This window comes from Pedobacter africanus, assembly GCF_900176535.1.
Lineage (GTDB): Bacteria > Bacteroidota > Bacteroidia > Sphingobacteriales > Sphingobacteriaceae > Pedobacter > Pedobacter africanus.
The window spans coordinates 1,550,992-1,573,411 of the sequence record NZ_FWXT01000001.1; the positions used below are offsets into that span (position 1 = coordinate 1,550,992).

The 22,420-nt window shown below is 42.9% G+C and carries 19 protein-coding genes; 7 read left to right on the forward strand and 12 right to left on the reverse strand.

From position 1 onward, the window contains the following. Window positions 1-7: 7 nt before the first annotated feature. The 8 genes from B9A91_RS06450 to B9A91_RS24085 all read right to left on the reverse strand — a co-directional run bounded on the left by B9A91_RS06450 (window position 8) and on the right by B9A91_RS24085 (window position 10,717). A complete protein-coding gene (locus tag B9A91_RS06450; protein ID WP_084237557.1) occupies window positions 8-1,249 on the reverse strand; it encodes a DUF4959 domain-containing protein in 1,242 nt (413 codons plus the stop codon). 27 nt (window positions 1,250-1,276) lie between these two features. Next, window positions 1,277-3,205, reverse strand: a complete 1,929-nt coding sequence (locus B9A91_RS06455; RefSeq protein WP_084237558.1) for a RagB/SusD family nutrient uptake outer membrane protein — start codon at window positions 3,203-3,205, stop codon at window positions 1,277-1,279. Window positions 3,206-3,217: 12 nt separating this feature from the next. After that, window positions 3,218-6,682 carry a SusC/RagA family TonB-linked outer membrane protein gene (locus B9A91_RS06460; protein ID WP_235012475.1) on the reverse strand — a complete coding sequence of 1,155 codons (3,465 nt, stop codon included), beginning with the start codon at window positions 6,680-6,682 and terminating at the stop codon, window positions 3,218-3,220. Between the two features lie 193 nt (window positions 6,683-6,875). After that, on the reverse strand, window positions 6,876-8,135 hold the full coding sequence (locus B9A91_RS06465; RefSeq protein ID WP_084237560.1) for a FecR family protein: 1,260 nt from the start codon (window positions 8,133-8,135) through the stop codon (window positions 6,876-6,878). 90 nt (window positions 8,136-8,225) lie between these two features. After that, window positions 8,226-8,846 (reverse strand): RNA polymerase sigma factor, encoded by a 621-nt coding sequence (locus B9A91_RS06470; RefSeq protein ID WP_084237561.1) that lies wholly within the window; start codon window positions 8,844-8,846, stop codon window positions 8,226-8,228. Window positions 8,847-8,952: 106 nt separating this feature from the next. After that, window positions 8,953-9,639 carry an RluA family pseudouridine synthase gene (locus tag B9A91_RS06475; RefSeq protein WP_084237562.1) on the reverse strand — a complete coding sequence of 229 codons (687 nt, stop codon included), beginning with the start codon at window positions 9,637-9,639 and terminating at the stop codon, window positions 8,953-8,955. Further along, window positions 9,639-10,454, reverse strand: a complete 816-nt coding sequence (gene panB / locus B9A91_RS06480) for a 3-methyl-2-oxobutanoate hydroxymethyltransferase (protein ID WP_084237563.1) — start codon at window positions 10,452-10,454, stop codon at window positions 9,639-9,641. The genes B9A91_RS06475 and panB overlap by 1 nt, the downstream gene beginning before the upstream one ends. Before the next feature lie 95 nt (window positions 10,455-10,549). After that, window positions 10,550-10,717: a hypothetical protein gene (locus B9A91_RS24085; RefSeq protein WP_159451656.1), complete on the reverse strand. Its 168-nt coding sequence runs from the start codon at window positions 10,715-10,717 to the stop codon at window positions 10,550-10,552. A gap of 20 nt (window positions 10,718-10,737) precedes the next feature. On the opposite strand from B9A91_RS24085, the gene carA reads away from it, so the two are divergent. The 6 genes from carA (at window position 10,738) to B9A91_RS06515 (ending at window position 16,639) form a co-directional block, all read left to right on the forward strand. Further along, on the forward strand, window positions 10,738-11,850 hold the full coding sequence (gene carA / locus B9A91_RS06485) for a glutamine-hydrolyzing carbamoyl-phosphate synthase small subunit (protein ID WP_084237564.1): 1,113 nt from the start codon (window positions 10,738-10,740) through the stop codon (window positions 11,848-11,850). A gap of 97 nt (window positions 11,851-11,947) precedes the next feature. Next, window positions 11,948-12,718, forward strand: coding sequence for an ABC transporter ATP-binding protein (locus B9A91_RS06490; protein ID WP_084237565.1), 771 nt, complete (start codon window positions 11,948-11,950; stop codon window positions 12,716-12,718). Window positions 12,719-12,725: 7 nt separating this feature from the next. Further along, on the forward strand, window positions 12,726-13,817 hold the full coding sequence (locus tag B9A91_RS06495; protein ID WP_084237566.1) for an ABC transporter permease: 1,092 nt from the start codon (window positions 12,726-12,728) through the stop codon (window positions 13,815-13,817). Between the two features lie 90 nt (window positions 13,818-13,907). Next, window positions 13,908-14,600 carry an aquaporin Z gene (gene aqpZ / locus B9A91_RS06500; protein ID WP_084237567.1) on the forward strand — a complete coding sequence of 231 codons (693 nt, stop codon included), beginning with the start codon at window positions 13,908-13,910 and terminating at the stop codon, window positions 14,598-14,600. Window positions 14,601-14,748: 148 nt separating this feature from the next. Next, window positions 14,749-16,044 carry a phosphopyruvate hydratase gene (gene eno, locus B9A91_RS06505; protein ID WP_084237568.1) on the forward strand — a complete coding sequence of 432 codons (1,296 nt, stop codon included), beginning with the start codon at window positions 14,749-14,751 and terminating at the stop codon, window positions 16,042-16,044. A 295-nt stretch (window positions 16,045-16,339) separates the two neighbouring features. Further along, a complete protein-coding gene (locus tag B9A91_RS06515) occupies window positions 16,340-16,639 on the forward strand; it encodes an FtsB family cell division protein (protein WP_084237570.1) in 300 nt (99 codons plus the stop codon). Here the strand turns inward: B9A91_RS06515 and B9A91_RS06520 are convergent. Together B9A91_RS06520 and B9A91_RS06525 are read right to left on the reverse strand one after the other, a co-directional pair. Beyond that, the gene (locus B9A91_RS06520) at window positions 16,636-17,247 is read right to left on the reverse strand and encodes a trimeric intracellular cation channel family protein (RefSeq protein ID WP_084237571.1); all 612 of its coding nucleotides are present in this window, start codon (window positions 17,245-17,247) and stop codon (window positions 16,636-16,638) included. The two genes, B9A91_RS06515 and B9A91_RS06520, sit on opposite strands and share 4 nt — an antisense overlap. A 12-nt stretch (window positions 17,248-17,259) precedes the next feature. Then, window positions 17,260-19,344 carry a VWA domain-containing protein gene (locus tag B9A91_RS06525; RefSeq protein ID WP_084237572.1) on the reverse strand — a complete coding sequence of 695 codons (2,085 nt, stop codon included), beginning with the start codon at window positions 19,342-19,344 and terminating at the stop codon, window positions 17,260-17,262. 82 nt (window positions 19,345-19,426) lie between these two features. Here B9A91_RS06525 and B9A91_RS06530 point away from each other — a divergent pair, with 82 nt between their 5' ends. Further along, window positions 19,427-20,161, forward strand: coding sequence for a L,D-transpeptidase family protein (locus B9A91_RS06530; RefSeq protein WP_084237573.1), 735 nt, complete (start codon window positions 19,427-19,429; stop codon window positions 20,159-20,161). 42 nt (window positions 20,162-20,203) lie between these two features. Here the strand turns inward: B9A91_RS06530 and B9A91_RS06535 are convergent, their stop codons facing one another. Continuing rightward, window positions 20,204-21,508: a DUF4998 domain-containing protein gene (locus tag B9A91_RS06535; RefSeq protein ID WP_084237574.1), complete on the reverse strand. Its 1,305-nt coding sequence runs from the start codon at window positions 21,506-21,508 to the stop codon at window positions 20,204-20,206. Window positions 21,509-21,654: 146 nt separating this feature from the next. Continuing rightward, entirely contained in the window at window positions 21,655-22,398 is a 744-nt protein-coding gene (fabG, locus tag B9A91_RS06540; RefSeq protein ID WP_084237575.1) for a 3-oxoacyl-[acyl-carrier-protein] reductase, read from the reverse strand. Window positions 22,399-22,420: the final 22 nt, after the last annotated feature.

Sequence of the window (22,420 nt, forward strand, 5' to 3'; positions counted from 1 at the left end):
ACATTAATTATTGTATTTGACCCCAAATCTTCATCTCTGACAAGTGCAGGAAACCTAAGGCTCCCTGGATAGAGGCCCAATTGTCAATTTGTTTCCAGGCGATATACCTTACCGGCGGTGCATCAAGAGGAAACTCATATTCATGTCCCTGACGTGCAACTTCCACATCGTCATTAGATAATATGCCGATTGGTTGTCCTGAGGGCTTAACCATGATCCTATGATCCAACAATACCCAGCTTTCTCTGTCATTAGGCGTATTGGTTCCCCAGATTTCCCATTCATGAGGGTTGCCATGTGAATACAGATATCCTCCATCCGGGTTTTGACGTTGCCATATTTTGTAACGACTTAAGCGGGTAACTTTCTTCAAGTCCATCGGGAACCATGCTGGCAAAGGATTTCTTTCATTGGAATGAAAGCCATTGTTACCTATAACCCCATCAAACATAGCCCCAAAAGCCCATGAGCTCAGGTTACCGGGTTCCAATATCGGAGAGCCGTCAATAGGCAGTGGTTTATTTTGTGGAATAGGGAATTTTTTTCTTGCATCATCCGGGGCTTTTAATTCCTCCTCATAGATCGGTGTCAATGTTTTCTGAAGAGTATCAGTTTTATTGTTCCAGGTATCCTTCACAAAGAATCCGAATTTCTGTTCTTTCGCTTGCAGGCCACGAATAGAGAAACTACCTTCCGCCAAACCTGTATAATAAGCATCAACGTCTTTCCATTCCCCAAGTCTATCGTCCCATACAACCACCCCGATAACAATATTATATGGTCTTTCACCTGTCGACTCATGATTGTTAAATTTAACGTTCATTCCACCAAAAGACTCTCTTATGCCTAAAGAATTCATAACATCATAAATGGGTGGGGCCAGGGGGTTAATCGTTACCTGAATTGGTGTAGAGGCTTCTTCTCCATTTCCTACGGCATAAAGCTTAACCTCCCTGGGGTTCGTATCTCCAAGTCCTTCCACAAGAATGCTTTTTTTATAGAAAGAAGATTTAGAAACTACAATCTTACCTTGTCTTTCATATTCTGCTTTTACATATAAAAGATTTGCGTCATCCGGAAGCGTGTAACTAATGATTGCCCCTCCCGCTATATTTTGAACGGATGCATTTGAAATGGGCTTAGGGGCTCCCTTTGAACCATATAGCGGTTTAAGTATTTCCTCCTTGCAGGAAGACAATGCTACTGAAAGCATAGTAAAAAGCAGGACGAATATTTTAAATTGTTTCATATTTCTGTTTTTTAGGATCAATATTTATTACCATCCCGGATTTTGCACCAGGTTTTTGTTAATCTGCATTTCTCCAAGCTCAATTGGCCATAAGTATTCTTTCATCGTAAAGTACTGGTTGTAGAGCAGTACCGAACGGTAAAATGAATTCGCGCTTTTTTGAGTGATATCCCAACCTTTCACCGGCTGATTCAGGTCCTTATGCGCTTCCTTCCATCTGCGAAGGTCCCAGAAACGCTGTCCTTCAAAAGCAAGTTCTATGGCACGTTCATGATGAATAATCTTTCTCAAATTACCTTTATCATTATAATATCCCGGCTGCGTAGAGAACCGGTCCCAGGCTTCTTCAACCGATGGAATTCCCGCCCTTGCCCTTACCAGGTTAAGATAATGCGTTGCATCTGTGCTGTAACCAGACACCTCATTCAAAGCTTCTGCATACATCAGATACAGGTCAGACAATCTTATTTCGGGCCATGGATAGGTAACGGTATTGTTTACCACATTCCCATCAGCTGCGCCAAAGGTTTCTATATTTACTAGCTTTTTGATCCAGTAACCAGTAATCGAATAATTACTGATTCCCTGCCGTGCAGAAATCTCTGAAGCCCTGGCCTGCACAAAATTAAGCGGCTTTGTAATGTCATTGTTATTGATCCAATTACCAAACCATATGCCCCGGTCAAATCCGATACTGGCATAAAAACGGGGTTCTCTGTCAAAATGCAACTTTACAGTATTAGAGTCCAGTTTCACATAAAAACGGTCTTTCTCCTGGGCGGTCTTGAGTTCATAACGTCCTGCATAGTCCCAGGTCCTGTCGCTGTTGATCGGAAGTCCGTGTTCCGTATAGAACATTTCGGCCATTTTTAATGTAGGTGCAAGAATACCTTTAGGTCCGCTTCCACTGGTCGCCCCGGTTGCGATGATGGGTATAGACCAACGCTGCATATTTACATCGGCCCTGCTGCTGGTATTAGCCCAGATCACTTCCGGATTAGCATCCCTTATGGTAATCGCTGTACGGATTTCCAGTTGTTTCCTGATCGTATCATTGGTAACGTAAGTAGCCGCCCCTTGAAAAGTGCTCAGTTTAGCACCCTGACTATGACAATAATCAATAGCTTCCTTACAAGCCTGGGCTGCACGTTCCCATTTTTTAGGATCGTAGGCATTGCTAAAAAGTTGTACTCCCTGTTTATCTTTAAAATCAATATATTCAGAGTTGCCGTTGAACAAAGGACTTGCTGCGGTAACCAATACTTTTGCCTTCAGGGCTTTTACGATGCCTTTTGTAATCCGCCCCAGTTCAGAACTCTCAGTTCCGGTAACATTTTCCGGAAGGTTGGGATTGTCAAAAGCTTCATCTAATAACTGAACAATATAGTTTACACAGCTGTCAACCGGCTCACGGTGAACCTGAACAGTGGCCGGACTGGCAGCAATAGGCAAATTCTCTTTTACCAAAGGAATAGGTCCATACATTCTTAACAGGTAAAAATGGTAGTAGGCTTTTAGGAACTTGACCTCTGCACTCCAGCGTTCTTTTTCCCATATCTCCATCTCTTCCACCTTGTGTATGTTCTCCAAAAAGATATTGCAATCCCTTATTCCCCGAAACAAGGCCTTTCCACCCCTGCTACCGCTCCAGAAATTACCAAAAGGGTTGGCTACATTTTGTAGCCCCTGGGCAATACTGAAAAAGTTGGTGCTTACATCTACAGGAGGATTTGGATACCAGATCTCATCAGCAGATGAAAAGCCCGGATTTGTATTAAAATGTCCATTGGCCGGCATATAAGAATAACAGGTAAACAGATATTTTTCTGCCGACGACCGCAGGTTAAAGGCATAGTCTATGGTTGCAACATTGTCCGGGACCACATCCAGGAATTTTTTGCAGGATAGGAAAGTGCCTATAACGGTAATGAGTAATATGATATTTATTTTTTTCATAATCGTTTGTTGTTAAAAACCTACCTGGACGCCAATATTCAGGATCTTTTGTACGGGATATCCTAACCCTTCACCACCCATCTCTACATCCCATAATTTGAATTTACTGAAAGCAAACAGGTTACTTCCGGTAGCATAAACCCTTAAGCGGTCAACCTTAACCCTTTGTATCAGTTTTTTTGGTAAAGAGTAGCCTACTTCAATTTGTTTTATTCTAAGAAAAGAACCGTTACGCATAAACCAAGTACTTCTTTGCGTGTTGTTTGACTGTAAGGACGTGCCTGTACCATTTTGTACAGGATATGCACTTAAACGTGGCCACAACGCATATAAATTACGGTTTTGTTCAGACCAGTAATTATTTGCATAAGCTGCCAGTAATTGATTTTGCAGACGATACCCGGGTAAATCGTTTGCGTTTTCCCGGTACTCAACAAAAGGTGCGGTAGCTTCAGGATCTATCCAGAATGAAGATCTTGCCGATCCCTGCATGAACGCATTAAAGTCGAGGCCTTTGTACGATGCAGAAAAACCAAAACCATACACAATTTCCGGTCTTGTTGGAAAGCCAATTGGCACCTGGTCGTTAACATTAATTACGCCATCTCCATTGATATCGCGGTACTTGATATCGCCTCCCATAGTTGGGTTATTCCCAAAATTCTGTACCGGAGAGCTTCTCACCTCTTCATCATCCACAAAAAGCCGTTCGGCAATATAGCCCCAGCTTTGGGCAGTGGAATGACCAACGCGATAGCTCCATGGATATGGGTATTCCGGTTCTTCGTAAGCTTTAAAACGATTTTTTGCATAAGTGAAGTTACCCCGCACACCTAAAATCAGGTGCTTGCCAATAGTACTGTTATAATCCAGTTGCAACTCGTAAGATTTAGAATTGGCTTCCCCAACATTTGCCTTCGGTGTATCTCCCTGTAAGCCCATGGTTTTAGGGATGGAGCTCCGCTCCATTAAAATGTTGTAACGATGCTCGGTAAAATACTCCGCTATGATATCCAGCTTATTCCAAAGCCCTAATTCTAGTCCGAATGTAGAGTTGGCGGCTGTTTCCCATGTGATATCCTGGTTCTCGTAACGACCTACAGAAATCCCGGGTCTGGAATAGCCCCCTGCGCTGCCAAAAGTTGCGCCCATTGCACCGTTATTCATATTCACTTCAGACAGATAAAAGAAGCGTTCATCTTTACCACCTATGGCGTCGTTACCTACCAAGCCGTAGTTTCCACGAAGCTTTAGTTTGGTGATCACATCTGTATATGGCTTAAAGAATTTCTCATTAGAAATCTGCCATGCCAAACCCGCTGACGGGAAGAAGCCGAATCTCTCGGTTTTATAAAAACGTTCAGAACCGTTGTAACCAAAGTTAAACTCGGCAAAGTAGCGATTATCATAACTATAGGTTGCCCTTCCCGAAATACCCAGGTTACGAGAGGCCAGAGACTCCTGCAGATCCCTAGAATTACCATCCAGTTTAGAATCCAGCAAAAGAACCAATGTACCGCCTAAAGCATGTTTTTGTTTAATGGTGTTGTTGTAAGTAAATGCGGATTGCAAATGAATCACAGAGGAAACCTTTTTGTCTCCCGGAACAAAATTCAGATAATCAGTACCGAAATCCGGGTTTAAAGGAGTAAGTCTGTAAGTATCGGTGAGTTTATCGTAACTTCCGGCCGAATACCAGAAAGGTATGTACTGACGTCTCAGATCAAAGAAAGACTCACGGTTGATGTTACCCATGGCATTAATTGCTAAACCAGGGGTAATAAATGAAAGGTCTTGCTTCAGTTCAATCTGGGCCAGCATTAGTGATCTGGCTGATTCTTTATAACCCTTTACCATGTCGGCATATGGATTCAGGTATTGCCCTTGTTCCAGGTTTCCAAACATGATGTGCTTTGTGGTTCCACCGGTGCCAGGAACTACCGGGTAATAAGGCAGGAATTGCACCGGGCTGGTACGCATAATTTTACGGTAAATTCCCTGTCCCCCGTCGAGTGGGCCATTATAATCTTCAAAGTTTCCATTCAGACGGATATCCACATGGGTAGATTTTGAAATGTTCAGGCCAACATTTGAACGAATGTTGTATTTCTTTAAATCAATGTTACTGTTAAAGTTATTGCGGTTATCCACTTTCAGAATACCATTGTCCTGGTTTAAAGCACCGGCAACATAATAAGTGGCCACCTGGCCGCCGCCCCCAAGGTTAAAGTTCACGCGCTGGTTCATCGTGCTGTTCTTGAGTAACTGATCTTGCCAGTTAACTGCCGGAAAGACAATTGGATTTGTACCAGCTACGGTATTGTCTATTTTACTCCTTGAATATGGGGTTGGTACGTTGGGCTGGCGGGTCACATAAGCTTCGTTATGCAATTGCATATAAGTAATTGGATCTGCCAGTTCAACATTCTTTGTGGCCGATGAAATCGAATTTTCATAACGCACATTAATTTTCGGCTTACCCTCCTTACCTTGTTTTGTAGTGATCAGAATGATACCGTTTGCTCCGCGGGCGCCATACAACGCGTTCGCCGATGCATCTTTTAAAATTGAAAAACTCTCAATATCGTCTAAAGTTAACTGCGCCAGATCCTGGGTAGAATACTCCATTCCATCAATCAGGATCAAAGGATCCTTTTTGTAACCAAAGGTAGTAGCCCCCCTGATGAAGAACTCTGCATTATCGGCCCCCGGTTCTCCGCTTCTTTGATAGGCAATGATCCCCGCTAAACGTCCAGCAAGTGCTGTTGTAAGGTTACTGGATGGAACTTTTAATTCTCCTGGATTAATAGTGGTAATAGAGCCGATCACAGATTCTTTCTTCTGCTTGCCAAATGCCACAATTACCGTCTCCTCAAGCTGGTTATCTGATGGCTTCATAGTAACATTGATCACCGTTTTACCGCGAACAGGAATCTCCTGAGATGCGTAGCCTACCATACTAAAAACGACAACTGCATCTTCGTCTACCCCGTCAAGAATATATTTACCATTTAAATCGGTAGTAGTCCCGATTTGCGTTTTTCCTTTAACAGAAACGGATACCCCAGGCAAGGCCCCTACAGTATCTTTTACCGTTCCTCTAATCTCTTTTGCCACTAGTCTTACCTCCTTTGGCACGATCTTAGGCTTGTGCGGTCCAACTGCTACAGTAACAGGATTCCCTAGTCCCTTCCTTATCACCAGCGTTTTATCTTCCATAGCCCATTTAATGGCCTTTTTCGGAAAAAACTGATCCAGGACTTCCTGTAGGCTGGCCTGTTTAAAATCGACATCTACAACACGGGCTGCTTTAATCAATTCCCCGTCGCAAACCACCTGATAGCCGGTTTGCCTGGTAATTTCTTTAAATACAGTGGTAACAGAGGTTCCCTTTTGCGAAAATGTAATTTCCTGGGCCCGTCCGGAAGCGCTAACCTCCATTAATAGTGTACACATGATGATGACAATCAACTTCATAATACGCAAGGTTTTATTAGCTCTGAAAACAAAATGCTCAGACCTAAATAGATCGTAAAAATTCATACATTTGGTTATTGGGTTTATTGGTTATGATGGTTATTTGGTATAAAATATCTAACTACAGGCCTGATATCATCCGTGGCTTCGACGGCAATCGGAGTCACGGTTTTTCCGGCACTTTTAAGTAAAATTATTTGTGCACGATGATCCTCCTTCCCTCAATTTTAAAATGGATTCCTCCCGTTAATTCCAATATTGACAATACTTTTGATACATTTCCATACCTCGTTACAGATCCCCATACGGTTTTTCCAGCGAAATCGTCTTTATAAACAATATCTACATCATACCACCTGGAAACCGCTTTCATGATGTTTTCAATAGGTTCATTTTCAAAGAAAAACTGTCCCTTTTTCCAGGCGATCTCGGCCGAAGGATCTACATTGGCCACATTAATGACAGCAGAAGCTTCACCGATACGGGCCTGTTGCCCCGGTTTTAATATTGCCTCGTCCGGATTCGCTCCTGTTAAACTCCGCACCTTAACAGCTCCCTCTAAAAGCGTTGTTTTGGTACTGGCATCATCCTTATAGGAGTTTACGTTAAAATGTGTGCCCAGTACCTGTACAACCTGCCGGTCAGAAGCTACAATAAATGGTTGGGTTGCGTTCTTTTTAACCTCAAAATAAGCTTCTCCTGTAAGACTTACCCGGCGTTCCTTTAATCCAGCAAAACTTAAGGGAAACTTCAATTCAGACGCGGCATTGAGCCAAACCCTCGTACCGTCAGGCAAATTAACCTGGTATTGTCCGCCCCTTGGTGTGGAAACCGTATTTGTCAGCATTTTTTTAGGATGGCCATGTACAACGTGCTCCTGTATGGTATAGACCAACTGGCCATCAGCTGTTTTAGTGACCATAACCCCCGACTGCTGAATTACGGCACCCTTTACCGCCGAATCCAGCAATACTTTTGAACCATCGGCCAATATGAGGGTGGCTTTATTCCCACCCGGAGCAACATCTGCAAGAAGTTCCCTTTTTTTTGTGTGGGTGGTAAAAAATACCACTCCCGCACAAAGCACCAGAACTGCAGCCACTTTTAACCAGAGCTGGTTTTTTGAAACAGGCCGGTCAACTTCCTGCTCCCCCATTTCACGAATGAGATTTGACTTTACGCGCTGAAGTTCTGCCTTAACCTTAGGCAGCTCCTTAAACTCCGGATCAACTTCCGCCTGCAATTCTTCCTCAATCAGCTCCCTGAACAAAGGCGCATGCGCTTTATCCTCCAGAAATGATAGAAAAGTTTCCTCCTCCTCCGCCGAGCACTCCTTAGCCAGGTAACGTTTAAATAATTTTATGAGCTCTTGCCGGTTTTCCATAAATATGATCTCTTTCGGATTGTCAGCCATCCTGTTTAAATTCCAGGCCGGGCTTAATGCCTTTTTCACATAATACGGGCGGGCAGAGAAAAGTCCCTGCTCCAGATTAAAATATTTTTTTATTTTTTTTAGCGTTATAAATATTCCCGGGCAGGGAGGCTATAAGCCTAAAAAACCTATAAAAATTATCAACACGGATTCGGCAATCTGCATCTGGGCTTTGATAAATTTATTGGATTTCAGCAGGTGATCGCTGATGGTAGAAGTAGAGATCTGGAGTAACTTACTGACCTCATGGTAGCTTTTGCCTTCAAGCTTACATAAAGTAAATACCTGCTTACGTTGTGGGGAAAGTTTGGCTACAGCCGCAAGAAAAAGCTGGTTGCTTTCCTTATAGAAAAGCTGTTCTTCAATATGACTGTATGCTTCACTATCGGCCTCTGTAAACTGACTTTCCAATTTTCTATCGAGGGCCAGCTTACGAAAATGATCATAGACCAGGTTTTTACCGATCTGATGTAAATAGGCGTTAAATGACTTTTCGGGATCTAAATTTTCCCGTTTCTCCCAAACCTTCATGAAAACGTCCTGAAGTATCTCCCGGGCCAGTTCAGTGTCCCTCACCATACGCAGAACATTGGCATACAATTGCGCGCTAAAGTGATCATAAAGTTCATGGAAAGCGCTATGGTCGTTATTCATGACTTTCATCAATAACGTGCGGACCAATAGTGCATCCTTGCTTTTTTTGATCGCGTTTGTGCCTTCAAAGCGCAGCATCGTAATTTAGTTTGGTTTATAGTTTGGTTGACTAAAAACTAATTTACGTGTATCGGTAAAGAAAAAACTCTGTCAAATGCGCTTAGTAGTAAATCATTTTGGCATCCTAAAAACCTTCAAATTTTTCCCAGAAGCCATCTATGGGCAATCTGGCGAAAATATTTACAGGTTCTTTTTTAACCGGGTGTATGAATTGTAACCGGCGTGCATGTAGGCAGATGCTTCCCTTACGGCTCCCCCTGGGGTAGCCATATTTATTATCGCCCACAATGGGGCAGCCCATGGTTGACAACTGTACCCGGATCTGGTGGGAGCGGCCAGTTAAAGGGTCTACTTCGATTAAATAATAACCATCCAGTTCTCCGAGCAATTTATAACTCAGCTCGCAGCGCTGGCTACCGGGAACTTCTGTATTATAAGGTGTAACTACATTTTTCTGTGGGTTTTTGATCAACCAATGTACCAGGGTACCAGAAGCTTTGCCTGGTTTTTTCCGCACCACGGCCCAATAGGTCTTTTTAACCTCCCTGTTTTTAAAAACGGCATTCATACGTTCCAGGGCCTTGCTGGTTTTGGCAAAGAGAATAACACCGCTAACAGGTCTGTCCAGCCGGTGAACCACACCCAAAAAAGCACTATTGGGTTTATTGTATTTTACGGCCAGGTATTTTTTTACCTGTTCGTCTAAAGGTTCATCTCCGGTCTCATCAATCTGTACAATATCGCCGGCCTTTTTACATATCGCAATCAGGTGATTGTCTTCGTAAAGTACGTCTTTATCGGTTACCGGCATTAATATTGTTCCTTTTCGTTTGGAAAATCATTTCCTTTTACGTCTTTAACGTAAGACTGCGCCGCTTCCTTGATACCCTCATACAAATTCAGATATTGACGTAGGAAACGAGGTTTGAAGCCCTTGGTCAGGCCTACCATATCGTTCACCACCAATACCTGTCCGTCACAGTCAGGTCCTGCGCCAATACCAATCGTTGGGATATGCAGGCTTTGCGAAACCTCCTTACCCAGTAATGCAGGTATTTTTTCCAGCACAATAGCAAAACATCCGGCCTGCTCCAGGGCGATTGCATCAGTTTTAAGTTTTTCTGCTTCTTCCTCACCTTTTGCCCTTACCGTATAAGTGCCAAATTTATAGATAGATTGTGGTGTTAAGCCCAGATGGCCCATTACAGGGATACCAGCGGTAATAATACGCTGTATAGAATCTACCACTTCTGTGCCCCCTTCCAGTTTTACGCCATGGGCACCGGACTCTTTCATAATTCGGATGGCCGAGTTCAAGGCTTCTTTTGAATTGCCCTGATAAGAGCCGAAGGGCAGGTCGACCACAACAAAGGAGCGGCCGGCCCCTCTTACAACAGACTGGGCATGATAAATCATCTGGTCGAGCGTAATCGGAAGTGTGGTTTCATGTCCGGCCATAACGTTAGAAGCCGAATCGCCCACCAATAAAACATCCAGCCCTGCATCATCCAGGATGGTAGCCATCGAAAAATCGTATGCAGTCAGCATAGAGATCTTCTCTCCACGCAATTTCATCTCCTGTAATATATGAGTCGTTATTCGTTTTACTTCTTTATTTACCGACATGCCTTTATTTTTTATGGAAGCAAAATTAGTTTTTACAATTGAAATAAATATTGTTTTATTGTTTTTGTGACATTCCCAACTTCTATCTTTCGGGGCTAAGGGCTGCAGCCTTGGGTAATTGAAAAAATATCTTGAATAAAACCGCTTAAACTCTTATCTTTGTACCCCGAAATGAAGGGGTTAATTAACAGCACATTTGTTAAAAACATAATCGGTATCAAAACCGCTTCAAAATCCCCATTTTTCTCTTTTTTTACACCCATAATTTTTCATTATCACAACAATGACTAACTACACCAAGTTACCTGCTATCCTGTTACTGGCCGATGGAACCGTATATTACGGTAAAGCAGCCGGAAAAATTGGTACAACTACCGGAGAGATCTGCTTCAATACCGGAATGACAGGCTATCAGGAAATTTTTACTGACCCTTCTTATTTCGGTCAGATCATGGTAACCACCAATGCACACATTGGAAATTATGGTATACACAGAGAAGAAATTGAGTCTGACAGCATCAAAATAGCTGGCCTCGTTTGTAAAAACTACAACATTGGGTTCAGCCGTAAGGAGGCATCTGAGTCTATTCAGGACTATTTTCAGAATGAAAACATTGTAGGGATTTCGGATATCGATACCCGTGCTTTGGTACGCCACATCAGGCATAAAGGAGCAATGAATGCCATTATTTCTTCTGAAATTACTGACCTTGAAGAATTAAAAGCAAAACTAGCTGAGGTACCTTCAATGGACGGCCTGGAGCTGTCTTCACAGGTTTCAACCAAAGAAGCTTATTTCTATGGTTCTCCTGAAGCCAGCATTAAAGTGGCGGCTTTAGACTTGGGCATTAAAAAGAACATCCTACGCAATTTTGCTGACAGGGACGTATATGTACACGTTTTCCCGGCAAAAACCACCTTTGAAGAAATGGAAAAATGGGGCGCAGACGGTTATTTTATCTCCAATGGCCCCGGCGATCCTTCGGCTATGCCATATGCCATAGAAACCGTTAAAAAAGTATTGGCTTCCGAAAAACCCATGTTTGGCATCTGCCTTGGTCACCAGTTACTTGCCGAAGCAAACGGAATCGGAACGATGAAAATGTTTAACGGTCACCGTGGTTTAAACCACCCGGTTAAAAACATCATCAAAAACCACTGCGAAGTGACTTCCCAGAACCATGGCTTTGGTGTAATTCCGGATGAAGTAAGAAATTCAGATAAAGTTGAAATTACGCACATCAACTTAAACGACCAGTCGATAGAAGGTATCCGTGTAAAAGGTAAAAAAGCATTTTCGGTACAATATCACCCTGAATCCTCACCAGGCCCGCACGATTCGCGTTACCTGTTTGATGATTTTATCGGGATGATCAAAGGCGAACTGACCTGGTAATCCACAATTACCGAAATAATATATCATATCACCGACATTTTAGAAGGTTTAGCCCGATAACATTTTCTGTTTGGCTAAACCTTCTTACATTTATCATATGGATAAGAAAAATGCCATTATCAGTGTCAAAAACCTGGTAAAGAAATACGACGATTTCACGGCAGTTCAGGGCATCAGCTTTGACGTTTACGAAAACGAGATTTTTGGCCTTTTAGGCCCTAATGGCGCCGGTAAAACCACAACACTGGAGATCATTGAAACCCTGCGCGAAAAAACCTCAGGAGAGATCATAGTTGACGGTTACACTGTAGAAAAAGATGCAGGCAAAATCAAAGGCATTATTGGGGTACAGCTGCAGGCTGCAGGTTATTACCCCAATTTGAACCTGGTAGAACTGATGGAACTGTTTGCCGGTTTATATGGTGTAAATATCCGCCCTATGGAAATGCTGGAGAAGGTAAATCTGCAGGATAAGTCAAAAGCAAAATACAAAGCCTTGTCTGGCGGCCAGAAACAGCGCTTTTCTATTGCCACCACATTACTCAATTCTCCAAGAATTATTTTTCTGGATGAACCCACCACCGGTCTTGATCCGCAGGCACGCCGTAATTTATGGGACCTGATCATCGACATCCGAAACAACGGTACAACAGTAGTACTGACTACCCACTATATGGACGAAGCCGAGCAGTTATGTGACCGCGTGGCCTTTGTAGAGCGCGGTGAGATCATTGCGCTAGACACGCCAGACAATCTGATTGACAACCTGGTCAATAGCGGGTTCGAGAGAAAAAAAGAAGTTAAGAAAGCCAATCTGGAAGATGTTTTCATCAATCTTACGGGCAAAGAATGGCGGGAAGACAATTAAAATAGACATGAGCAAACCTTACAGCAATACCAAAGCTACATTAGCGCTTGCCAAAGCGAGTTTCCGTTCCATCATGCGGAGCCCTTCTGCAGTTGTGTTTACACTGGCTTTCCCTTTAATATTTATCCTTGTTTTTGGCTTTTTAGGCAATGGCGGGGTGAAAGTGAAACTGGCAGTAGCACCAGGATCAGATATTCAAAATCCAATTATCAAAGCCCTTCAACAAATGCCCGTAATCAAACTGGTTAATGACAAGGATACGACAGAAATAAAAGAAGGATTAGAAAAAGGAAACATCGATGCCCTGATCAATGTAAAAAAGAACGAGGCCGGCACCCCCGCATATCTTGCCAGCGTACAATACACTTCGGCCTCGGTAGACAAAGGCAGCATCCTCAAATCGGTACTAACAAATCTACTGTATACACTCAATACAAAGGATGTAAAACCCACAGTTGCCGAGCTTAGCGAAAGCACAGTGCAGGGAAGGATTTATCGGACTATAGATTTCATTTTACCCGGACAACTGGGTTTCTCCCTGCTGAGCACGGGCGTATTCGGAACAGCTTTTGTATTTTTCAGTTTAAGGCAAAACCTGGTGATCAAACGCTTTTTTGCTACCCCCGTTAAAAAATCCAGCATTGTTTTTGGCGAGGGGCTTGCCCGGATAGGCTTCGCTTTACTTGGTGCAGTTTTCATTATCCTGATAGGGCATTTCTTTTTTCATTTTACATTGATACATGGTGTCGTCACGGTACTAAATATGCTTTTACTCTCTGTGATTGGCCTTATTGTGTTTATGGGATTTGGTTTTGTGGTCTCAGGGATTGCAAAGAGCGAAAGCACCATCCCTCCTATTTCCAACATCATCACGCTTCCGCAATTCTTGTTGTCAGGTACTTTCTTTTCCATCGATGCCTTCCCTTCCTGGCTACAGCCGATTAGCAGGGCTTTGCCACTAACCTATTTAAATGATGCCATGAGAAAAGTAGCTTTTGAAGGGGCCGGACTTTGGGATGTAAAGCATCAACTCCTGATTATGATCATCTGGGGTATCGGCATCTATACTGTTGCCGTTAAGGTGTTTAAATGGGAATAACCCCTTTGATTCTGTTAGAATTTCGTATTAGGAATATTAAATATTTGTTGTTAAATTCATTCAACTAAATGAAAAAACAAACTAAAAACTATGAAAAAACTAGCAGCAGAATTCTTTGGAACCTTTTGGCTGGTCTTAGGCGGTTGCGGTAGCGCTGTCCTGGCCTGTAATTATCCTGAAGCGGGCATCGGCTTTTTGGGTGTGGCGCTCGCATTCGGATTAACGGTAGTTACCATTGCCTATGGTCTGGGGCACATTTCAGGAGCGCACCTTAATCCCGCCGTTTCCATAGGCCTTTGGATTGGTGGAAGGTTTGAAGGCAAAGACCTCATTCCTTACATCATATCGCAGGTCTTGGGCGGGGTCGCCGCAGCAGGTATCCTTTATATAATTGCCACTGGCAACGGAAGTGCCATCGGAGGATTTGCTACCAACGGTTACGGCGATTTATCGCCCGGTAAATACAGCATGACAGCAGCCCTGGTATGCGAGGTGGTCATGACCTTTATCTTTTTACTGGTTATCCTTGGCGCTACCGACAACCGGGCACCTAAAGGTTTTGCCGGATTGGCCATTGGCCTTTGCCTTACCTTAATTCACCTCATCAGCATTCCTGTAACCAATACCTCTGTTAACCCGGCAAGGAGCACCAGCCAGGCCATCTTTGTTGGTGGTGAAGCACTTAGCCAGCTCTGGCTGTTCTGGGTAGCACCAATAGCAGGCGCTATCCTGGCCGGAATTGTATACAAGGCCCTCTTTTCTGCCGATTCTGAAACCGCATAACAGTGATAAAAAATAAGATTAAAACAAAGGGCCGTAAGTAATTACGGCCTTTTTTGCTGATAATTTAAAATTTATTTTAACTTTGGATATCCTCTTAGTAATTGTAATTTATACACTAAGGCTTATAAACTAATAAAAACCAATAAAAATGAGTTTAATTATCGATGTTCATGCGCGGCAAATACTCGACTCCCGCGGCAATCCTACCATTGAGGTAGACGTAATTACAGAAAATGGCGTTCTTGGCCGTGCAGCTGTACCTTCTGGTGCTTCTACCGGAATCCACGAAGCAGTGGAGCTTCGCGACGACGACAAGGCTGTATATATGGGTAAAGGCGTATTAAAAGCTGTAGCCAACGTAAACGATAAGATTGCAGCTGAACTGAGAGGTGTGGATGTATTTGAGCAAAATGCAATCGACAACTTATTGATCAAACTCGACGGGACAGAAAATAAAGGAAAATTAGGGGCCAACGCCATCCTGGGTGTTTCTTTAGCCGTAGCCAAAGCTGCCGCACAGGAAAGCCGCCAGCCATTGTACCGTTATATCGGCGGTGTAAATGCAAATACCCTTCCTATACCAATGATGAACATCGTAAACGGCGGTTCGCACTCTGATGCACCTATTGCTTTTCAGGAGTTTATGATCATGCCTGTTGGGGCTTCTTCATTCTCCGAAGCATTAAGGTGGGGTACTGAAGTATTCCATAACCTTAAAAAGATCCTGCACGACAGGGGCCTTTCTACTGCTGTGGGCGACGAAGGCGGTTTCGCACCAACGTTTGATGGTACTGAAGATGCTGTCGAGACCATCCTTAAGGCGATTGAAAAAGCAGGATATAAACCAGGTGAGCAGATTTGCCTGGCATTTGACTGTGCTGCTTCTGAGTTTTATAAGGACGGCAAATACGACTATACCAAATTTGAAGGCGATAAAGGCGCTATCCGCACAAGTGCAGAGCAGGCCGATTACCTGGCTTCATTAACAGAAAAATATCCAATCATTTCTATTGAAGATGGTATGGGCGAAGATGACTGGGATGGCTGGAAATTGTTAACCGATAAAATTGGCGACCGTGTACAATTAGTTGGTGATGATTTGTTTGTAACCAATGTGAAGCGTTTACAAAGGGGCATCGACAGCCATACTGCCAACTCTATTCTTGTAAAGGTAAACCAGATCGGTTCATTAACTGAAACCATCAATGCCGTTACTTTGGCACAAACAAATGGCTATACTTCAGTAATGTCGCACCGCTCGGGTGAAACTGAAGATGTTACCATTGCCGATCTGGCAGTAGCTTTAAACTGTGGTCAGATCAAAACCGGCTCAGCTTCTCGTTCAGACAGGATTGCAAAATACAATCAGTTGCTGCGCATTGAAGAAGAATTGGGTGCTGCCGCAAAGTTTATTGGCAAAAATTTTAAATACGCTAAGAAATAAGCTGTATCTAAACTGAATACAACAGAAAGTCCTGCAAGCAATTGCAGGACTTTTTTATTATATTGCAATAAATACTACCTGTCATGACAAAAAACAAAAAGGAAGAAACATCGGCAATATTCTCATTAATGAGTGTATTTCCGCCCCTCGCTTTACTATTTATTATTGCCGGTTGGTTTAAGCAAAAAAATGTTAGCTCAACTTCTTTTGTCTGGGCAGCTATAGCAATAGTATCGAGCATAGTTTTTGTGGCACAATTGTACAAACCATTGTAATTTGTAACTTTGTAATAATTATGAACCGCATATTAGAACTTGTCCGCAACAAATACTTCTTATCTGTACTCGCTTTTGTGGTATGGATGCTATTTTTTGATAAGAACGATATGATTTCCCAGTTTGAGTTCAGGTCTGAAGTGAATAAGCTCCAGGAAGAAAAAGACTTCTATGTAAAAGAAATTTCACAGGTAAAAAAGGACCTGAACGAGTTAAATACCAATCTGAATACGGCTGAAAAGTTTGCGCGTGAAAAATATTTCATGAAAAAAGATAACGAAGACGTATTTGTCATCATTAAAGAAGCTCCTAAAGACTAATAGGTAAATTTAGGAAAGGTAACTTTATAACGAACCACAATTATTCTGAGTACAAATATAAATCCGATAACGACAATAGTCGCCACATCATCTTTAACATCAAAATACTTTAAAGAATAATACAAAATCCCACCTAAAATACAGGCAGTAGCGTATACTTCTTTATGAAAAATAAGGGGTATGGTATTTAGAAGTGTATCCCTGATCACCCCTCCAAAACAGCCGGTAATGGTGCCCAGTGCTACGCATATTCCCGGACTTAAGCCAAACATCATTCCTTTTTGGATACCGAGCATAGTAAACAGGCCCAGGCCCATGGAGTCAAAAAGGAAAAGCGTGACTTTAAATTTCTTAATATGCGTCTTAAAAAAGATAGTTGCAATGCAGGTCAGCAAAATCAACAGGCAATAGTTTACGTCGCGCATCCAGGCTACGGGAGTATCTCCCAGTAGAAGATCCCTTACCGTTCCCCCACCAATTGAGGTTACAAAAGCGATGATCAGTACACCAAACGGGTCCAGCCTTCTTTGCATGGCCGCAAAGGTCCCCGATATCGCAAAAGCGATGGTCCCCAGTGTTTCAATGGTATCCATTGTACTTATCTGCATGGCATAAAGTCTTTAAATTTCTCCGTTTCTTTTTCTGAAGAACCATTCGAGGCCAAGCAAGCCTATAATCAAAGCAAACAGCCACTTAAAGTTAATCAATTCTTCGTATTTACGGTCTTCATAACTCAAAGTCCTGATCTGCTCATTTGTTTTTATGTTATTCAGCAATTTCAGCAGATCAGCCGGCATATACATTTTTCCCCCTGTTTGAACAGACATGGTACTTAATAGCTGATGATTGGCAACTGTTTGCTGGTATTCTGCCACCATCGCATTCACATAAAAAATGCCCTGCGCAGTATGCTTCTTATCTCCAAGCACCGTACTGGCTGTGTACGTATAATTACCCGGCGGGAGCGAGCTCGCATCCAGTTGATAAGCCACCTCTGTTCGGGAGAACAAAAATTTATACGCAACCCCATGATCATTTTTTAGTACCAACTCCACGTCTGGTTTATTTACCGGAACATAACTATCATTATACAATACCGCGTTGAGTATAATGTTTTCATTTTCGTCAAAGGTATTTTTTGAAGTAAACACCTTAAATTTCCTTTTGTCGTCTTTTACAGAGAGATACTGAACTGTTTTTGATACCAGGCTGTTAAAGGCCATAGCGTCCTGCTGTCCTTCCGCTACTTCAGAAAGCTTCCACCTCCATAAACCCTCTCCTATTAAAAACCCGGTTTTCTTCCCGTTATCTGTCATAAAAAACAGCTGTGGGTAATCTGTATTGATTTTTCCTATCCGCTGCTGTAAGGCTACGGTTGCCTGTCCATTTACCAGTGGCTTATTAGCCGGTGCAGTTAAAGGGTCAAAACCCTCGACGTGTTTTACCATCACCGGGTCCAGCTCAAAGGCTGTAAATCCGGAGTTAACATGACTATAGCTTTCCTGAACAGTATTGCCACCGCTCAGGTTCACCTGCTGTTGTACCTGATTAAATGCTGCCAAATTACTTTGCGCGCCTACCACATACCACACGGCCGCATTTCCCAGCCTGAGCTTATTCATAAATGCAGTAGCATCGTACATTACAGATGGCAACTGATAAAGTATAACCAACCCATAATCGGCAATATTAACCCCATTCAATTCTTCAGCCAGCACTACCTTAACTTCAAAATTTTTGTTCTGGGCTATTGCCTGCTTTAAAGCGGCAATATCCGGGTGTGGCCCTGCAGCGGCAATAAGTATCTTTTGCCTGGCATCAATAACCTCTACAAAAAAGTGCTGTGTATTGTTCTTTTCAGAAGCTTCCCTACTTAGCGGACTCAGCTGTACAGTGTATTTCTGTAAGCCCAGCTTAGCTGCTTTAAGTTTTACGGTTACATTTTTTACAAAAGCGGCCGAATTGATCGGTACCCTTTCTTCATGTATCTTTTTGCCATTTTCCAGCACAGACAACACGGTCTCCTCGCCCTTGGCTTCAAAAGCCTGCACTTGTACATCGGCAGTAAACTCATTGTTCAAATATACCAGGCTGTTGTGGTTCACGCCCGCAACCTGCAGGTCTTTTTTGGGAACGGTATCACCAAGAGCAATGGTATAAATGGGAGCCTTTAACTTATCCAGTTCGTAAAGCGGGCTCCCACCACGATTAAAAATACCGTCAGAAGCAATAATTACAGCTCCCACATTCCGGTTCAGATACTCATCATTTAGTTTGCTGATGAAACCAGCTGCATTGCTGAGCCTGCCTTTATTCGAAAAATCAAAACCATTTTTGATGCTGTCGGCAAAGCTATAAAGCTTAACCTCATATTGTTCGGATAGCTTATCGGCCAGCAGCTTTATGTCCTGCTCATATTTTGCTTTATTGAACCCTGCTGGCACTATATTACCTACCGACAAAGAGTTGTCCTGCCCGATGATGATAATGGGTTTTTCGGGGGTATAAGAAACGCTCCTTATCAATGGAAAAAAAAGCAAAAAACCGATAGCCGTAACAGCTAAGGTACGCAATACTGCCAGTAAATAGCGCAGTTTCCTGCTGAGATGCCGGGTACCATTGTACAATAACCAGGCAAATAAAATTCCAGCCACCAGGCAGCCAAATAAGGTCAGCAAGCTATATATCGTCAATGAATCACTCATGGGTATTTGGATAAAGATGCTAAATTTTAGCATAAACTGCGAAGCATTTTATCTAAGTTTGTTTAACACATAAGGCTTAACCATGAAATTCCTCTCTAAACTTATTTTATTGCTTACCATGACCATACCTGCATTTGCCCAGATGGGGTTTAAAACAGAACAGTTAAAATTTGATCGGGTAAGAACAGCCTATGCCGAAAAATGGCCTGGCTTACAAAAAGATTTGCAGGTTGCTGGGATAACAAGTACTTTCGAAATGTACATGGCTGCCTATAAAGCAGAGGGCAAACTGGAACTTTGGCTAAAAACAGACCGGCAAAAAACTTACCGGCTGTTTAAAAGCTATAATTTTTGTACACATTCCGGAACCCTTGGCCCTAAAGTAAAGGAAGGTGACCTGCAAACCCCAGAGGGCTTTTATCACATTAACGCCTTTAACCCCATGAGCAATTTCTATCTTTCTTTGGGTATAAACTATCCGAATGCAGTCGATAGATTAAGGAGCGGAAAGGAAAGAACCGGAGGCGACATTTACATTCATGGAAACTGTGTTACCGTAGGCTGCATCCCTTTAACCGACGATAAGATCAAAGAAGTGTATGTACTGGCTGTAGAAGCGAAAAATGCAGGCCAACTCAAAATACCAGTACACATCTTCCCTTTTAAAATGACAAACTCAAACCTGAATAAGCAACTGCAGCGCTTTCCTCAGCAAAAAGGTCTCTGGACAAATCTGCAAAGTGGCTATGCTTATTTTGAGCAACACAAACTTTTACCGGAGGTTAGCATAAAGGCAGGTCAGTACCTGTTCAATTGATACTCCGCTTTCTTCCCCTTGAAGTAACAAACTATGCTAAGATTATAACGGTGCAGTCCCGTTTCTGAACACCTTTGCATTTCTCCATTTTACAACGGCCTGGCCGGTCTTCATTGTTCCATAATTGCCGTATTTCATATAATTGGTCACAGGTTCGGTATCCACCAGCTCTGCCTTTTTTACCCCGTTAATGTAAATGATAATCTTTGCACCTTTGTCTTCCTGTAAATGGATCACATTTACCCTGACCTCCGCGTTGTAAATATCTGTTACAAGGGTTTGGCCAAGCCCTCTTAGCGATCCTCCGGAGGCAGCATAGCCTCTGATCATCATCTGCGTTGCCCCTTCAATGCTTCCGAAGATCTGCATCACACATTCATCATTTAAAGGAGAGTAAATGGTAAGGTAGCCCTGGAACTGCCGGCTCCCGATTGAATAATCGTCGTGTATCCTGATTTCCGAGCGGTTAGACTGTGTAGTTAAAATCCGGAAGGTTTCGTCTCCGGTAGCACTTTGATAGTTATAGTCGGCACAGATCGGACTGCCAACAGACTTATAAGCTGTCCAGTTAAATATCTGCAAACCCGCAGCATCATCAAGGTGGATTTTACGCAAAGGCGAGTATTCTACCCATCCGCTCCCCAGCGGTGCATCTGCTGCCGTTCCGCCCCCCGGCTGCGCCGGATTGGCTTCAACAGGCTCATAGGCAGTATAAAAAGTATCAATAGCGCCTATTGGCTTATACAAGGTGCGATATTCAAACACCCCCGCTTTTTTAAAATTAGTTAAGGTAGTTGTACTTACAAAGGGTGTTACAGCTACAGTCTGAGCCACATCTGCAGCATTTGTATATTTTATTTCTGTACCAATTACCTCTGTGGCAGCACTGTTCCAGGAAATCGAAACAGTACTTTCAGTCTCATTAAACACAGTACCTTTAATTCCCCTGTTGTTCAAACCCTCTTCGTAAATTTCTCCCAGCACCTTCCCTTTTACGGTCATTTTATCAGAAACATTTCCCTTACTGTTATAGGCATAGACTGTAAAATCGTACGTTCCTTCATCCAAATTACTTATAAGCACCTCCATCTGATTTTTGCCTGGCGTTACAGCCGCTTCTGCAGATTCTTTTTCAGCATTCCAATACACACGGCATTTCTGGATATCGGCATTTCCCGTCAACGTCCATCCCAATTTTATCCTGGTTTTTCCGGTGTAGCTGGTTAAGTTGCCAACTTTTGCAGGCTTCCCGTTTTCATCAACAGGGTTGTTTTTTTTCTTGCAGGCGGTACCAAGCATGCTCATTATGGCTACTGGCAGTACTAATTTTAAATAGCTTGTTTTCATAGTTAAAATTCTGGTTTTCTGATAATACGGATAGAAAGAGAAAATTCCCTGCTCGTAAAGCCATTTGAGGGAAATAGCCTGGACTTACCCAATAAAAAAGCCATCCGGAAATTCCGGACGGCTCCCATTAAATAATAAAAAATTTCTTATAACATCCCGCCGCAAACAGACAGTACTTGTCCGGTAACATACGCGCTCATGTCAGATGCCAGGAATACGCAGGCATTTGCTACGTCTTCTGTTTCACCGGCCCGTTTCAAAGGAATTGCCTCCACCCAGCCCTCTACCTGCTTAGGATCTAGCACATCGGTCATTTCGGTACGGATAAAGCCCGGGGCAATTACGTTTGTACGGATGTTACGTGAGCCTAACTCTTTGGCCAGTGATTTAGAGAAGCCAATGATTCCGGCTTTTGAAGCCGCATAGTTGGCCTGTCCGCCATTTCCCTGTACACCTACAACAGAACTCATGTTAATGATGGATCCCTTACGCGCTTTCATCATCACCTTAGAAGCCGCCTTACAGACGTTAAAAACAGACTTCAGGTTTACGTTGATCACATCGTCCCAGTTTTCTTCGCTCATGCGCATCAACAGGCCGTCTTTAGTAATTCCTGCATTATTGACTACGATATCCAATGCTCCGAAATCGGCAACGATAGCATTGACCAGCTGATCTGCTTCATCAAATTTAGAAGCATCGGAACGGTAGCCCTTTACTTTAGTACCAAAGCTTTGCAACTCCTGCTCCAAAGCCAGTCCTTTTTCAACTGAAGATAAATAGGTAAAGGCTACATTAGCACCTTGCTCAGCAAATTTCTCTGCTATTTTCCTACCTATTCCTTTAGATGCACCGGTAACCAGTGCCGTTTTTCCTTCTAATAATTTCATTCGTTTTTTCTAATAAGTATTT

Coding starts and splice junctions, on each gene's coding strand:
- panB (WP_084237563.1), bottom strand. CDS start 10,454: ATGTCGGTAAATAAAGAAGTAAAACGAATAACGACTCATATATTACAG.
- B9A91_RS06495 (WP_084237566.1), top strand. CDS start 12,726: ATGAGCAAACCTTACAGCAATACCAAAGCTACATTAGCGCTTGCCAAA.
- aqpZ (WP_084237567.1), top strand. CDS start 13,908: ATGAAAAAACTAGCAGCAGAATTCTTTGGAACCTTTTGGCTGGTCTTA.
- B9A91_RS06475 (WP_084237562.1), bottom strand. CDS start 9,639: ATGCCGGTAACCGATAAAGACGTACTTTACGAAGACAATCACCTGATT.
- B9A91_RS06450 (WP_084237557.1), bottom strand. CDS start 1,249: ATGAAACAATTTAAAATATTCGTCCTGCTTTTTACTATGCTTTCAGTA.
- fabG (WP_084237575.1), bottom strand. CDS start 22,398: ATGAAATTATTAGAAGGAAAAACGGCACTGGTTACCGGTGCATCTAAA.
- carA (WP_084237564.1), top strand. CDS start 10,738: ATGACTAACTACACCAAGTTACCTGCTATCCTGTTACTGGCCGATGGA.
- B9A91_RS24085 (WP_159451656.1), bottom strand. CDS start 10,717: ATGGGTGTAAAAAAAGAGAAAAATGGGGATTTTGAAGCGGTTTTGATA.
- B9A91_RS06470 (WP_084237561.1), bottom strand. CDS start 8,846: ATGCTGCGCTTTGAAGGCACAAACGCGATCAAAAAAAGCAAGGATGCA.
- B9A91_RS06515 (WP_084237570.1), top strand. CDS start 16,340: ATGAACCGCATATTAGAACTTGTCCGCAACAAATACTTCTTATCTGTA.
- B9A91_RS06530 (WP_084237573.1), top strand. CDS start 19,427: ATGAAATTCCTCTCTAAACTTATTTTATTGCTTACCATGACCATACCT.
- B9A91_RS06455 (WP_084237558.1), bottom strand. CDS start 3,205: ATGAAAAAAATAAATATCATATTACTCATTACCGTTATAGGCACTTTC.
- B9A91_RS06525 (WP_084237572.1), bottom strand. CDS start 19,344: ATGAGTGATTCATTGACGATATATAGCTTGCTGACCTTATTTGGCTGC.
- eno (WP_084237568.1), top strand. CDS start 14,749: ATGAGTTTAATTATCGATGTTCATGCGCGGCAAATACTCGACTCCCGC.
- B9A91_RS06490 (WP_084237565.1), top strand. CDS start 11,948: ATGGATAAGAAAAATGCCATTATCAGTGTCAAAAACCTGGTAAAGAAA.
- B9A91_RS06535 (WP_084237574.1), bottom strand. CDS start 21,508: ATGAAAACAAGCTATTTAAAATTAGTACTGCCAGTAGCCATAATGAGC.
- B9A91_RS06520 (WP_084237571.1), bottom strand. CDS start 17,247: ATGCAGATAAGTACAATGGATACCATTGAAACACTGGGGACCATCGCT.
- B9A91_RS06460 (WP_235012475.1), bottom strand. CDS start 6,682: ATGAAGTTGATTGTCATCATCATGTGTACACTATTAATGGAGGTTAGC.